Genomic DNA, 14046 nt, shown 5'->3' on the forward strand with positions numbered 1-14046 from the left:
CGCGAAAGCGGTCCTTTTTCATTCGCCCTGTCGGATATCGGGCGCTTCACCCGTCATAGTGGAAGCTCAAAGAGGAGATTTCAAAATGGCTAGAGCAATCGCAATCATCATTGCCCGCATCATCTTCAGCTTCATCTTTTTCATGGCTGCCGGCTTCAAGTTTGCCGATATCGGCGCGACGACAGCCTATATCACCGCGGCCGGCTTTCCGGAGGCGACATTCTTCACCTGGATCGCCGCCTTCTTCGAGATCGCGCTGGCGCTCGCCTTCATCACAGGCGCCTTCTTCACAGAGGCGAGCCTGCTTGCCGGCATTTACGTGATCTTCCTCGCCTTTTCCTTTCATGGCCCGTCGCTTTGGCAGCAGAACCAGGCCGAGTTCGGCTTCTTCGTCGATCACTTCAGTTTCCTAGCGGGCCTTCTCTTTGCCGCCGTCCACGGGCCGGAAAAGTGGGCGCTTCGCCATAGCCTCCTGAAATAGTCCTCAACGCCACGCGCTCCGGAACCAAGAGCCGCCCCGATCATTGCCTTTCCGGCAACAGCAAAGAGGAGCAGCCAATGGAGTTGCAGGGAAAGACCGCATTGGTGACCGGCGCAGGCTCCGGCATCGGCAAAGCAGCCGCATTGAAGCTCGCCGCCGAAGGCGCAAAGGTGGCGGTGCTGAGCCGCACCGAAAGCGAGGTGCAACAAACCTGCCAGGAGATCATTGCCGCCGGCGGCCAGGCGATCGAACTGACCGCCGATACCAGTGATGAAGCGCAGATGCGCAAGGCCATCGACAGGATGACCGAAAGCCTCGGCGGCATCGACATCGTCGTCGCCAATGCCGGCATTAACGGCGTCTGGGCGCCGATCGACGACCTCAAGCCCGACGAGTGGGATCAGACCATGGCCGTGAACCTGCGCGGCACCTATCTAACCCTGCATCTGACCGTCCCTTATCTGAAGATGAACGGCGGCTCGATCATCGTCGTCTCCTCGATCAACGGCACACGCACCTTCACCACGCCGGGCGCCACGGCCTATGCTGCCACCAAGGCGGGCCAAGTCGCCATGGTGCAGCAACTGGCGCTGGAACTCGGCAAACACGGCATCCGCGTCAATGCCGTCTGCCCCGGCGCGATCGAAACCAGCATTTCAGCCAACACCACCACGCGTCACCGTGAAGAAACCGAGGTGCCCGTCATCTGGCCGGAAGGCGAAATCCCCATCACCGGCGGCAAGGCGGGGTCGAGCGACGATGTCGCCGAAACGATCCTCTTCCTGGCCTCCGAACGTGCCCGACATATTACCGGCACGCCCGTCTGGATCGACGGCGGACAGGGATTGCTGCGTTAAAGCAGTTGCTCGGAGCAAACAGCCGACCGGATGAGCGGCACTGTGCATAGGCAGCAGAGGCTGCATAGGCATTTTTGGTCGTATGTGGAAAAATGTCAGACATTCACATGACGGATACATAATCCGACATTTCCTATAAGGCGTAGGGAAGTGCCTATGCGACCCCTGCAGCCTATGCAGGCACTCAAGCCTCGCAGATCTTGCCGAAGCGTGAAGCCTGTCTTGCGAAAACGCGAAGCGATCCGCGACGGATCCGGTCCATCGCTCGGGCATCGAATTCGAGTCGCTTTGCATACCTCAGGCCGACCGAACCATCAGCAGAGTGCATAGGATGCATAACTTGCATAGGTTTCTTCCTACCTTCGCGAAGAAATGTCAGACATTCACATGACACACGACGAATCTGACATTTCCTAGAAGGCGTGGGAAACTGCCCCTGCATCTTATGCATCCTATGCAGGCTCTGAACGCGGATGGATCTTGCTGGTCAGCCGTTCAGCCGCGCACTTTCCAGCGTATACAGCAACTGCGGGCGCTTGACGCCGCGCAGAGCATAGCGGCCGATACAGGCGAGAAGATTGCGCTCCGCCTCGGGGATCGCCGCTTCGAAATCCGACGACATCAGCACGTTGAGATCGACCGAACGGCAAATCGAGGCAATGCGGCTCACCTCGTTGACGGCCGGGCCGATGACCGTGAAATCAAGGCGGTCCTGGCTGCCGATATTACCGTAGAAGACATCGCCGATATGCAGGCCGATATAGACATCGGTCGTCGGCCGCCGGTCCACCTCGCGCGCCGCGTTCAGCGCCGCAAGCTTCTGCCGCAGCAGACGCTCCGCCTGCAGGGCCGCAGAACAGCTTTGCGCCGGATCCTCGCCTTTGAAGATGGCAAGCACGCCGTCGCCGATCAGCTTCAGCACATTGCCGCCGGCCTCATGGATCGCGGTGATCACCACCTCGCTATATTCATTGAGCAACGGAATGATCTCTTCCGGGGCCGAATTGTCCGAAATCTTCGTGTAGTTCAGCAGGTCGGAAAACCAGAGCGCGGCCGAAATCCGCTCGGTCTTGCCGCGCGAGATCTTGCCGTCCATAACCTGGCGCGCAGCATCCTCGCCGAGATAGACCTCGGCGATGGTGCGCGCGATGCGGGCGAGCGCCACGCATTTGATCGCGAGCCCCAGCACCGGCACCAGCTTGCGCAGGATGGCGAGATCATGCTCCGAGAAGCCTTCGGGATGCTTGGTGGAAAAGTGCGAGAAGAAACAGTCCATCTCGCCGATCGTGCCAGCCTCAGCGAAGCGATGCGCCATGGCAACATAATCGGTATGGCCCGACGCATGGATCTGTTCCAGCATGATGAAATCAGTCGGATCGCCGAATCCTATTCTCCGTCGCACCTCTTTGGTGCCTGTTGTCCAGAGATGATAGAAAGCCGAGCGACGCCAGGTATCCAGTCCCTGACCTTCGCTCGAAGGTCCGTATTCGAACTCACCCTCGAAAGCCTCTGAATTGTCCCAGCGGAAGGCCCGGCCTTCATGGACAGGATGAAGCGTGTCCATCAGCGCCATGGCACGATCGAGCCGCATGCCCGCCTTGCGGCAGGCCTGGCAAAAGCCGATCAGCAACTCCGCTTCAGACACGCCATTCAGGCCCTGTTCCGTCACCCAAGCTGCAATTGTGCTGACGTCGCTATAGTCCATGCGCGCTCCTCATTATCACCAAGCTGTAGCGTGAATCTGCCGCTGATGGAAAGACAATCAACCCGAACAGATTATTGCATAGCCGGCATATTGTAGGGCGTGACGATTTCGACGGCCGAAAACGCCGCCTGCGCCGTCCTGCCGGCAGGGATAGTGCGGGCCATGATGGCGCGAAAGGCCGAACGCGCATCTGTCCTCAGATCGTGATGCAGCACGAAATCGATCCGCCGTTCCGCAAGCAGAGCGCGGTTGTCGGAATCGAGATCATGCGCCACGAAAATCGAGACCGGCCGGCCCGCTGCCTCGAAGGCCGCAAGCACCGCGCGATTACCGCCGCCGACCGAATAGACGGCATTGATTGCAGCATCCTCCGCAAGGGCGGCAGCAACGAGCGTGCCGGTCGCAGCATCTGTGCCATGCCCTTCGCTCACCTCGATAATGCCGATCGACGGATAATGGGCTCGGATCACCCGGCGAAAGCCGATCTCCCGCTCCTCCTCGCCGCGGAACCGGCCGCTCGACAGCGTAACCAGCACCTTGCCGCCGGTAGCCCCGATGAGCCGGCCGATGAGATAGGCGGCCGTCCCGCCGGCCGCCCGGTTATCGGCGCCGGCATAGGCGGAGCGCGCCGAATTCGGCAGATCAGTGACGAGGGTGACGACCGGAATATCGACAGCATCGAGCCTTGCGACGGCCGCGACGATATCGGGCACATCGGGCGCCTTCAGCACGATGCCATGCGTGCCGCGCAGCCGGATACGATCGAGAAGCTGCACCAGTTCCGCCGCCCGCATCACTTCGGCAAAATGAAACCGGCAGCGGAAGATGGTCGGCAGGAATGTCGCGACCTCTGCTTCGAAAGCTGCCCGCACCGCCGTGCTGAACCTGTCAGGCGTCTCCATGACGATATCGATGGTGAGCTTGCGGCCGGCCACATCGGCGCCCGCCTGTTTCTCGAGCTCGGCGATCGCCGCCTTGACCCGCATCTCGGTCTGCCGCCTGACACCCGGCCGGCCGTTCAGCACCCGATCGACGGTCGCGGTGCTGACGCCAGCCTGGAAAGCGATATCCTTGACGAGAAAGGGATGGGCCATGCCGCAGTCATACCCCGGCGTTCTGATGGATTTTTGATGGATTCCTGATCTATATCAGGATCGTCAGCGGCGTATAGTCCATCCATCGGAAATGGAGGATCACCCGATGAAAACCGACGACCCGCAAAGACTGCGCGCCGACCGCGTCTGGCTGACCGAAGACGCCTGCGATCTCGACGATTTCCGCGCACTCGCCGAAAAGACCAGTACCCTTGCCGACTATCCGACGGCCTCAGCCGTCGAGAAGAACGTGCTGATCTATGACAGCCGCAAGGTGATCGAGGCTGTATCGACGCAGGACGGCAGCCGCGCCATTCTCGCCGAAATCTGCGAGGCCTTCGGCATCGGCCCCGGCGTGGTCGTCTTCAAACATGCCTACGAAGACACCGGGATCATCGACCGGGCGAGCGTGATCTTCGACGAGATCATCGAGGAGCAGCACCTCACGTCGACCGGCGGCGGCGACCATTTCGCCAAGCCGGGCGCCAATGACCGCATCTGGAACTCGCTGGAAAAGCATTGCCTTGCTGATCCGGAAAATTTCGCTCGCTACTACGGCAATGCCATCGTGGCGCTGGCAAGCGAGGCATGGCTTGGCCCGCATTATCAGATGACGGCGCAGGTCAACCGCGTGAACCCCGGCGGTGCCGCACAATCGGCCCACCGCGACTATCACCTCGGCTTCCAGTCCTCCAAGGTAATCGAGCAGTTTCCGGCGCATGTTCACCGCCTCTCGCCGGTGCTGACGCTGCAGGGCGCGGTTGCTCATTGCGACATGCCGCTCGAAAGCGGTCCGACGCTCTTCCTGCCGCACAGCCAGACCTATGAGCCGGGTTACCTCGCCCTCAAGCGTCAGGAATTCAAGGATTACTTCGACCAGAACCATATCCAGCTGCCGCTGGAAAAGGGCGATGTCGTCTTCTTCAATCCCGCCCTCTTCCATGCCGCCGGCACGAACCGCTCGAAGGATATCAAGCGTGTGGCGAACCTGCTGCAGGTCTCCTCTGCATTCGGCCGGGCGATGGAAACCGTCAATCGCGAGCGCATGAGCGCAAAACTGTTCCCTGCCCTCAAGGCGCTGAAGGGCAAGCTTTCGGCCGGCGAGATCGCGAATGCCGTCGCCTCCTGCGCGGAGGGCTATTCCTTCCCGACCAATCTCGACCGCGACCCGCCGCTCGGCGGCCTCGCGCCGAAGACACAGGCCCAGCTGATGCACGAGGCCCTCGCCGAAAACTGGAGCGACGACACCTTCACCGAGGCACTTGCCGAACAGGCAGCCAGGAAGCTGAGCTGACACGGCCATCACAACACCATCATCCCAGAGCCCCTTACCGCCGGTAAGGGGCCATTCGCATATCAGGAGGAAAAGACACATGAGCACGGATTACGCCCGCCTCGACGGCAAGATCGCCATCGTCACCGGCGGCACACAGGGCCTCGGCGCCACCATCGCCCGCCTCTTTGCCGAACGCGGCGCCAAAGGCATCGTCATCTGCGGCCGCAACGAGGCCAAGGGCAAGGCGAAAGCCGAGGAGATTTCGTCAAAGACAGGCGCGAAGGCAGTCTACGTCAAGGCCGATCTCGGCAAGGTCGAGGATGCGCAAAATGTCGTCCATGTCTGTGATCAGACCTTCGGCCGCGTCGACGCGCTGGTCAATGCCGCTGCCATCACCGACCGCGGCACGATCCTCGATACCAGCCCCGAACTCTTCGACGCCATGTTTGCCATCAATGTCCGCGCCCCCTTTTTCCTCATGCAGGAAGCGGTCAAGGTTATGCGTCGCGAGAAGATCGAAGGCACCATCGTCAATATCGGCTCCATGTCCGCCAAGGCCGGCCAGCCCTTCATCGCCGCCTATTGCGCCTCCAAAGGTGCGCTGGAAACGCTGACCAAGAACACTGCCTATGCGCTGCTGCGTAACCGCATCCGCGTCAATGGCCTGAATATCGGCTGGATGGCTTCCGAGGGCGAAGACCGCATCCAGAGAGAGTTTCACAAGGCTTCGGATGACTGGCTCGCCAAGGCCGCCGCAAGTCAGCCTTTCGGCCGGCTTGTCGACCCGGAAGAAGTGGCTCGCGCCTGCGCCTATCTCTCGTCAGCCGAATCCGGCCTCATGACCGGCTCCGTCATCTGCTTCGATCAGTCGATCTGGGGCGCCTATGACGGTTCGCCGCATCCTGTTGCCGCGCTTTGAAAATTCACGAGCAATTCCAGCAAAACTGTGCAGCGGCTTTGCGTTCGGAGTTGCGTAAAAACACCCATAGCCCGACGCTTTCTGTCGTCGGGCTATGGCAGATTCAATCGTTTGCCGCTACGAAGATGCAATATCGATCCGGGAGGAATCGGGCATGGCTGGAAGCGAGCTTTATGACGTCAGAGACGAGCGCTTCGGGGCGCTGATCGCCGGTAGCGCGGTACTGGAAGAACTGTACAGAGGCTGCCGCTGGGCCGAGGGTCCGGTCTGGTTTTCCGATCTGAACTGCCTTCTTTGGAGCGACATTCCGAACGAGCGCATGATGCGCTGGGTGCCGGATGGAACAGTCTCCGTCTTCCGCTCGCCTTCCAACTACGTCAACGGCAATACCCGTGACCGGCAAGGCCGTCTCGTTTCCTGCGAGCACGGCGGACGCCGTGTGACCCGCACTGAGCCTGATGGACGCATTACCGTTCTCGCCGACAGCTACAACGGCAAACGGCTGAATTCGCCGAATGATGTCGTGGTCAAGTCCGACGGCTCGATCTGGTTCACCGATCCGAGCTACGGCATCATGTCTGACTATGAGGGCCACAAGTCGCCGGAAGAGCAGGAAACCCGCAACGTCTACCGCATCGATGCCGCGACCGGCGAGATCGAGGCCGTGGTCACCGATTTCATCCAGCCGAACGGGCTGGCCTTTTCACCCGATGAACGCCAGCTCTTCATCGCCGATTCCGGCTCGTCCAATCACGAAGTCCCACGTCATATCCGCGTCTTCGATGTCGTGGACAGCCGCAAGCTTACAAACAGCCGCTATTTCTGCTCGATCGACAGCGGCGTACCGGATGGCTTTCGTTTCGATGTCTCGGGGAATCTCTGGACGAGCGCGGCAGACGGCGTGCACTGCTTTGCGCCTGACGGCACGCTGATCGGCAAGATCAAGGTGCCGCAGACCGTCTCCAACATCACCTTCGGCGGCCCGAAGAAGAACCGCCTCTTCATCACCGCGACGCAATCGCTCTATTCGATCTATACGACGACGAACGGCGCGCAGTACCCGTAAACCTATCCTTTGCGGGCTGCGGCCCTGAGACCTTGTTGGAAAACCTGCTTCATCTCGGCAAAACCGTCAAAGCCGAGATGATGCGCAAAGCGGATGACGCTGGTCTGCGAGACATTGCAGCGCTCGGCAATCTTCTGGCTGCTTTCGAAGGCGAAGACATCGGGCCGCTCGGCGGCAAGCCTCGCCAGCGTATCGAGCCGCTGCGGCAGATCGCGATGGATGGAAACCCAGAATGCCTTGCTGAGAAAGGCATCTCCATCAGCCTTCATCGAAACAGTCTGCATTTCTGCCTCCATCGTTTACCCCTCGCGGAGGCCGAAGCCATCATGACCCCAGCCCCCCGCGGAGGAACTATTTAAGCCTTCACCTTGTCCGGCCGGCCGTGAAGCGGCTCCTTGCGGTGCCAGTTTTCGAGGATGCGGCCATCCGTGTGTTTCTGCTGCGCCCAGCGGATGCCGTTCGAAATGACCTTGTGCACCGTCTTGTCGTGATAGATCGGATAGGTCTCGTGGCCCGGGCTGAAGAAGAAGATGCGCCCGCGGCCGCGCTGGAAGGTGCAGCCGCTGCGGAACACTTCGCCGCCGGAATACCAGGAGATGAAGACCAGTTCGTCCGGCTGCGGGATGTCGAAGGGCTCGCCATACATTTCCGAGGCGTTGACCTCGAAATAGGGCGGCAGGCCCTCGGCGATCGGATGCGAGGGATTGACCACCCAGACACGCTCCAGATCACCCTCAGGCGTTTCGCGCCACGAGAGATTGGCATTGGTGCCCATCAGCCGGCGGAAGAGCTTGGAATGATGGCCGGAATGCAGGACCAGCAGGCCCATGCCCTTCAGCACCCGCTGCTGGACGCGGTCGATCAGCCCGTCGCTGACCTCCTCATGCGCCATGTGACCCCACCAGAGCAGCACGTCGGTATCGTTGAGCACGGAATCCGGCAGGCCTTCATCCGGATCGTCGAGCGTGCCGCGGCGGATCTCGAAATCGGGATGGGCGATACCGGCGGCGATCGCGCCGTCGATACGATCAGGATAGATATCCTGAACTTCCTTGTGGACCTGCTCGTGGCGTCCTTCGTTCCAGATCGTGACCTTGATTGTCATGCTATTCCTCGATGTTCTGGGCCTCGATGTTTCAAGCCCTAATAGTTCAGGCGGTTGCCGAACGGATGACCCGGCCGGCGGAATCAAACAGATGGCAACCGGCGCGTTCCGCCGTCAGCGACACACGATCGCCGGGACGGATGGTCATGTCGCCCTCTGTGCGCACGACGATCGGCTGCTGCTGCGAACCGACCGTCAGATAGGTCTCGACGCCAAGCCGCTCGACGATCACGACCTCGGCCGAAAAATCACCCTGCCCCTGCGGCGCGAGCTTCAGATGCTCCGGCCGGATACCGAGCTTCGCCTCGCCCTGCGGCACGGCGCCATTGGCATCCGAGAGATCGATGGCAAGGCCGAGCGGGCTTTCCAGATACACCTTGCCGGCATCCCGACGCGTCGCCGTCATCGGCAGCACATTCATTTTCGGCGAGCCGATAAAGGTCGCGACGAACTCGTTTTCCGGCTGGTGATACAGCTCCATCGGCGCGCCCTGCTGGGCGACCACGCCCTTGTTAAGCACCACGATGCGATCGGCCATCGTCATCGCCTCGACCTGGTCGTGCGTGACATAGACGACGGTTGCCTTCAGCTCGCGATGCAGGCGCTGCAGCTCGGCGCGCATCTGCACGCGCAGCGCCGAATCGAGGTTCGACAGCGGCTCGTCGAACAGGATCAGCGACGGCTTCTTGATGATCGCGCGGCCGATCGCCACGCGCTGACGCTGGCCGCCGGAAAGCGCTCCCGGCTTGCGACCGAGGTAGTCCGTCAGCTGTAAAATCTCGGCGACGCCCTCGACCTGCTTCTTGATGTCCGCTTCCGGCACCTTCTTGAGGCTGAGCGAAAAGCCGATATTTTCCGCGACCGTCATATGCGGATAGAGCGCGTAGGACTGGAACACCATGGCGATGCCGCGCCTGTCTGGCGGCACATCGTTGATGCGCTGGCCGTTCAGCACCAGATCGCCCTCGTCGATACCTTCGAGGCCGGCGATCATGCGCAACAGTGTGGACTTGCCGCAGCCGGACGGGCCAACGAACACGGCGAATTCGCCGTCTTCCACTGTGATATCGACGCCCTTGATGACTTCGAGCGCGCCGTAGAATTTGCGAACGTTTCTGAGATTGATCATTCGTTTCTCTTTCTTGATCTCAGCCCTTCACACCGCCCGCGAAGGTCTGGACGAGGAAGCGCCGCGCAAAGCCGAAAGCGACGACGGCCGGCAGCAGGTAAATGAAGGCGAGAGCCGTCAGCAGGCCGTAGTCGATCTCATTGATACGCAGGAAAGCGCGGAAGAGACCGAGCGGCAGCGTCTGCAGCTCCGGCGACGACAGGAAGATCAGCGGCAGCAGGAAATCGCCCCAGGCCGACATGAAAGCGAAGAGGCCGGCAGCCGCGAGCCCCGGCATGGCAAGCGGGATCAGCACGCGGCGGATGCGCTGCATCATCGTCGCCCCGTCCATGACGGCCGCTTCCTCATAGTCGCGCGGCAAGCCGTCGAAGAAGGTCTTCATGATCCAGAGGCCGAGCGGCAGCTGCATGGTGGCAAGCACCAGCATGATGCCGAGATAGCCGTCGATGAACCCGGTCCACCGCATGATATCGCGGGCATAGCTGCCGAAGATCGGCCGCAGGATTGCAGCCTCGCCATTGTTCAGCGTCAGCAGGAACTTGTAGAGCGGCACGACGAGTGCGGTCGGCGGCAGCACACGGATTAGCAGGATCGCGTAGAGGAAAGGCAGCTTCCACCAGGCCCGCGTGCGCGACAGCGCATAACCGCCGAGCCCCGCCAGAACCATGACGATGAGTGTCGCGCCGCCGACCACGAAGAGCGAGTTGAACAGCCATTTCGCCCCGTCTTCCTTGGTGAAGACGCGCACGTAGTTTGCGAAGGTCCACTGCTCCGGCCAGCGCAAGAAGAGCTGTGCATTGCCATCGAAGGAGGCGAGCAGCACCCAGAAGAAGGGCACGGCGCAGAAGATCGAGATGATCGTCAGCGTGGCATAGGCAAGCAGATCGGAGCGGGTCTTGTTAGCCCCTTCGCTCGGAGAAATAACGGCCATGTCAGACCTCCACTTTCATGGCGCGCACATAGCCGATGCCCAGGATCAGCGAGATGAGGAGCGCGACGACCGCGACTGCAGCGCCGTAACCGAGCTGGAAGGCCGTAAACGACTGGTTATAGATATAGATGCTGACCACCTCCGTAGCTCCGCCAGGCCCGCCGCGCGTCAGCGCATAGACGAGGCCGAAGACGGCAATGGTGGAGACGGCCGAGATCAGCATGTAGAGCAGGATCGTCGGCATCATCAGCGGCAGGGTGATGCGGCGAAACATCTGCGAGGGTGTTGCGCCATCCATGCGCGCCGCCTCGTAGATCTCGGAGGGAATAGTGCTGAGGCCGGCCGTCAGCAGGATCATCGCGGTGGCGATGCCGCGCCAGGTATTGACAATGATGATCATCGACAGCGGAAAAGCGTTCAGCCAGTCGGCAGGATCGATGCCGAAGAAGGCGACGATGCGCGACAGTGTGGCATGCTCGCCGCCGGCCAGCATCGAAATCCACATGAAGCCGGCAACGACCTCAGGTGCCGCGTTCGGCAGAAGAATGATCGAGGAGAAAAACCGCCGAAAACGGATCGGTCGGCGCAGCGCCATGGCCGAGATCAGCCCGAGCACGAACTGCCCGATGACGGCCGAACCCATGACGAAGACGAAGGTAACGAACAGCGAATTCCAGAACTTCGCATCGTTAAGCAGACGCGTGTAGTTGCGAATGCCGACAAAGCGCGGCCGCAGCGCCGCAGCCCCCGTCAGCGCCTCATTGGTAAAGCTCAGATAGACGGAATAGAGAGCGGGATAGATCACGAAGGCCAGAAGCAGGATCAGCGACGGCAGCAGAACCAGCAAGAGTTGGCGCTCGGTTCGCTTTTCATGAGAGTTTCGGGCCATTGAAGCTCACAACCTTATCGAATGAAAGCGGGAAGACGCGGCGATCATGCCGCGTCCCCGTCCTGGGCGGGAGAAAGATATCAGTGGCTTACTTGACCATGTCGTCGCCGAGCGTTTCCTTGACGTAGTCGACAAGGATCTTCTGGGCGCCGGCAGCATCCGTTTCCTTGCGCAGCAGGGCTTCCGTGGCGCGCGCCACGCCTTCGGCAACAGTGCCGAAGCCGGAAGCCTGTTTGAGGAAGACGCCGTTTCCGGCAGCAGCATGGATCGGAACCAGTTCCGTCAGCTTCTGGAATTCCGGATCCTTGGCAGCATCCTTGCTGGCCGGAATGTTGCCGATGCGGGCAGCATAGGAAACCTGCGTTTCGACCGAGCCGATTTCCATCAGTGCCTTCTTGGCAAGTTCCACATTGGCGGACTTGGAGTTGACGGCCCACGGAGCGGCGAGGTTGGCAAGCACGTACTGGCCGCCGCTCTGGCCCGGAACGGTCCAGGTGCCGACGATCTTGGTCACGTCAGGGATCGGGTTCTTGCTCTCGCGACCCCAGTCGAAGATGTAGCACCAGGAACCGCAGGTGGTGGCGGCAAGCTTGCCGGCCGGGAACATCTCGTACTTCGGCACGACCCAGGGCTCCGGCCCGAGAAGCGGCTGCACCGGCATCAGGTCCTTGTCTATCAGCGTCTTGTAGACGTTGAAGACATCCTTTACGCCTTCGCCATTCAGATCGAGCTTGCCGTCAGCATCGACCAGCTGTGGCGTCTTGGAACCGACGATCAGGTGCTGGAAGCCTTCATCGAAGGCACCGCTGCCCCAGGAAACGCCGGCCGGGAAGAGCAGGCCGTAAGAGCCGGTCTTCTGCTTGACCTCGGCGGCGCGATCGAGCAGCTCCTGCCAGGTCTTCGGCTGTTCGGTGGAAATGCCGGCCTTTTCGAGAACGTCCTTGCGATAATAGATTTCCTGAATGCCGAGCATGAACGGCATCACATAGGTTTCTCCGTCAGGGCTGACGGCGAGCTGCTTGGCAACGTCATAGAAGTTCGCGTAGCCGTCCCAAGCTTTGAATTCGGCGGTCACAGGAGCGAGGTAGCCGGCTTCAACCATATCGGCGACGGCAGCCGTCGTCGGGATGGAGAAGAGATCGGGTGCATTGCCGGCACCGAGCTCGGTCAGAAGCTTGGTGAGATAGTCTTTGTCCGGCGCCGGATATTCGACAACCTCGACCGTTACGCCGTATTTTTTCTCGATCCGCTCAACGGTCGACTTCATCGCGTCGATGCCGGCCTGACCGTGATTGGCGATACGAATTGTTTCAGCATGCGCCAGCGTCGAAACCGCGCTGAGCAGGATGGCGCACAGGCCACCGATAACCGTCTTCTTCAACGGAAGTCCTCCCTTTTTTCGAGCCACGGCGCCCTCCAGCACCGGTGAGGAAAATGTACACGCATTCTGAATGCTGACAAGATGATTTTTAAATCCTTTATCGCCGCAAAATTATCTAATTGATTTTACTGTATTATTTATGACTTGCATCAAATGTACCGTTTGTGTAATCGTTTGCACAACGATATCAGGGAGGATTTCGATGTCTCAGAAATTGCGCCTCGGCGTCATCGGCGCCGGCTTGAAAGCGGCTGAATATGCAGAGAGCTGGGCGAAGATGCCGGAAATTGAATTCGTAGCGCTTGCTGACACCAGCGAAACCTCCCGCAAGCGGCTGATTGACGTCTGCACGGCGGCCGGCGCGCCGGAGCCGAAGGGCTTCGCCGACTACCGGGATCTGCTCACAAAATGCCGCGACGAACTCGACATCATCTATGTCTCGACCCCGCACGCTTCCCATGCCGAGCAGGCAACGGCCGTTGCCGAAGCCGGCCTCGATCTCTTCCTTGAAAAGCCGATGGTGACCACAGTCGCCGAGGCCGAGACGCTGATCGCGGCACAGAAGAAGAGCGGCGTGACAATCGTCACCGCCTTCCAGGGCGGCCTCTCACCACTAGTGCTCAACACCCGCAAACGCGCTCTGTCAGGCGAATTCGGTGAACTGATCGCCATCTCCGGAATGATCTGGGAAAGCTGGTCTTCAAATTATGAGGGCCACTGGAAGCAGCAGCCCGAAATCTCCGGCGGCGGCTTCATGTTCGATACCGGCGCGCACATGATGAACACCGTCTGCCTGCTCGCCAATTCCGATTTCGACAGCGTCTCCGCTTATATGAACAATCACGGCAAAAAGGTCGATATCGCCACCGCCGTCTCCGCCCGGCTGAAGAACGGCGCGCTGGCGACGCTGACGGCCGCCGGTGAAGGCCCTCCCGGCTGCGCCTCCTACATCACCTTCTTCTATTCGAAGGCGATCGTGCGCATCGACGCCTGGGGCGGCTGGCGTGAAATCAGCGTCGGACGCACCAGCGAACCGCGTGAAGAGGCCGAGATTCTCGGCAACCCGATGAAGAATTTCCTCGCCATCCGCGCCGGAACGATGGAAAACTCCGGCTCCGTTGAAATGGGTCTCAGATTCGCTAGGCTCTGGGATGCAATCAAGGAATCGGCAGCGGCCGACGGCGTACCCGTCAGGATCACCGCATAGGCGCAA

The 14046-nt window shown here is 60.6% G+C and carries 14 protein-coding genes; 6 read left to right on the forward strand and 8 right to left on the reverse strand.

Annotation, left to right across the window (positions count from 1 at the left end; all coding sequences use genetic code 11):
• The first annotated feature begins 85 nt into the window (after positions 1–85).
• Both J2X71_RS19150 and J2X71_RS19155 read left to right on the forward strand, forming a co-directional pair.
• A complete protein-coding gene (locus J2X71_RS19150; RefSeq protein WP_310383900.1) occupies positions 86–481 on the forward strand; it encodes a DoxX family protein in 396 nt (131 codons plus the stop codon).
• A 77-nt stretch (positions 482–558) separates the two neighbouring features.
• Entirely contained in the window at positions 559–1338 is a 780-nt protein-coding gene (locus J2X71_RS19155; RefSeq protein ID WP_310383901.1) for an SDR family NAD(P)-dependent oxidoreductase, read from the forward strand.
• A 487-nt stretch (positions 1339–1825) separates the two neighbouring features.
• Here the strand turns inward: J2X71_RS19155 and J2X71_RS19160 are convergent, their stop codons facing one another.
• Positions 1826–3043, reverse strand: a complete 1218-nt coding sequence (locus tag J2X71_RS19160) for an adenylate/guanylate cyclase domain-containing protein (RefSeq protein WP_310383902.1) — start codon at positions 3041–3043, stop codon at positions 1826–1828.
• Positions 3044–3114: 71 nt separating this feature from the next.
• Positions 3115–4137 carry a LacI family DNA-binding transcriptional regulator gene (locus J2X71_RS19165; protein ID WP_310383903.1) on the reverse strand — a complete coding sequence of 341 codons (1023 nt, stop codon included), beginning with the start codon at positions 4135–4137 and terminating at the stop codon, positions 3115–3117.
• Between the two features lie 106 nt (positions 4138–4243).
• Between J2X71_RS19165 and J2X71_RS19170 the strand changes: the two genes are divergently transcribed.
• The 3 genes from J2X71_RS19170 to J2X71_RS19180 all read left to right on the forward strand — a co-directional run bounded on the left by J2X71_RS19170 (position 4244) and on the right by J2X71_RS19180 (position 7398).
• Positions 4244–5431 carry a phytanoyl-CoA dioxygenase family protein gene (locus J2X71_RS19170; protein ID WP_310383905.1) on the forward strand — a complete coding sequence of 396 codons (1188 nt, stop codon included), beginning with the start codon at positions 4244–4246 and terminating at the stop codon, positions 5429–5431.
• A 79-nt stretch (positions 5432–5510) separates the two neighbouring features.
• The gene (locus J2X71_RS19175) at positions 5511–6332 is read left to right on the forward strand and encodes an SDR family oxidoreductase (RefSeq protein WP_113320438.1); all 822 of its coding nucleotides are present in this window, start codon (positions 5511–5513) and stop codon (positions 6330–6332) included.
• A 154-nt stretch (positions 6333–6486) separates the two neighbouring features.
• Positions 6487–7398, forward strand: coding sequence for an SMP-30/gluconolactonase/LRE family protein (locus tag J2X71_RS19180; protein ID WP_310383909.1), 912 nt, complete (start codon positions 6487–6489; stop codon positions 7396–7398).
• A 2-nt stretch (positions 7399–7400) separates the two neighbouring features.
• Here J2X71_RS19180 and J2X71_RS19185 read toward each other — a convergent pair whose 3' ends face one another.
• The 6 genes from J2X71_RS19185 to J2X71_RS19210 form a co-directional block, all read right to left on the reverse strand.
• Complete coding sequence (locus tag J2X71_RS19185) at positions 7401–7682, reverse strand: MurR/RpiR family transcriptional regulator (protein WP_162747911.1); 282 nt, start codon at positions 7680–7682, stop codon at positions 7401–7403.
• A gap of 71 nt (positions 7683–7753) precedes the next feature.
• Complete coding sequence (locus tag J2X71_RS19190; RefSeq protein ID WP_113118099.1) at positions 7754–8503, reverse strand: ThuA domain-containing protein; 750 nt, start codon at positions 8501–8503, stop codon at positions 7754–7756.
• 46 nt (positions 8504–8549) lie between these two features.
• Complete coding sequence (locus J2X71_RS19195; RefSeq protein WP_310383912.1) at positions 8550–9632, reverse strand: sn-glycerol-3-phosphate ABC transporter ATP-binding protein UgpC; 1083 nt, start codon at positions 9630–9632, stop codon at positions 8550–8552.
• A gap of 19 nt (positions 9633–9651) precedes the next feature.
• Positions 9652–10563 (reverse strand): carbohydrate ABC transporter permease, encoded by a 912-nt coding sequence (locus J2X71_RS19200; protein WP_310383914.1) that lies wholly within the window; start codon positions 10561–10563, stop codon positions 9652–9654.
• Between the two features lies 1 nt (position 10564).
• Complete coding sequence (locus J2X71_RS19205) at positions 10565–11452, reverse strand: sugar ABC transporter permease (RefSeq protein WP_310383916.1); 888 nt, start codon at positions 11450–11452, stop codon at positions 10565–10567.
• An 88-nt stretch (positions 11453–11540) separates the two neighbouring features.
• The gene (locus J2X71_RS19210; RefSeq protein WP_310383918.1) at positions 11541–12833 is read right to left on the reverse strand and encodes an extracellular solute-binding protein; all 1293 of its coding nucleotides are present in this window, start codon (positions 12831–12833) and stop codon (positions 11541–11543) included.
• A 202-nt stretch (positions 12834–13035) separates the two neighbouring features.
• Between J2X71_RS19210 and J2X71_RS19215 the strand changes: the two genes are divergently transcribed.
• Positions 13036–14040, forward strand: a complete 1005-nt coding sequence (locus J2X71_RS19215; RefSeq protein WP_310383920.1) for a Gfo/Idh/MocA family oxidoreductase — start codon at positions 13036–13038, stop codon at positions 14038–14040.
• The last annotated feature ends 6 nt before the right edge of the window (positions 14041–14046 follow it).

Origin of the sequence: Rhizobium sp. 1399, assembly GCF_031455475.1 — a bacterium.
Classification (GTDB): domain Bacteria; phylum Pseudomonadota; class Alphaproteobacteria; order Rhizobiales; family Rhizobiaceae; genus Rhizobium.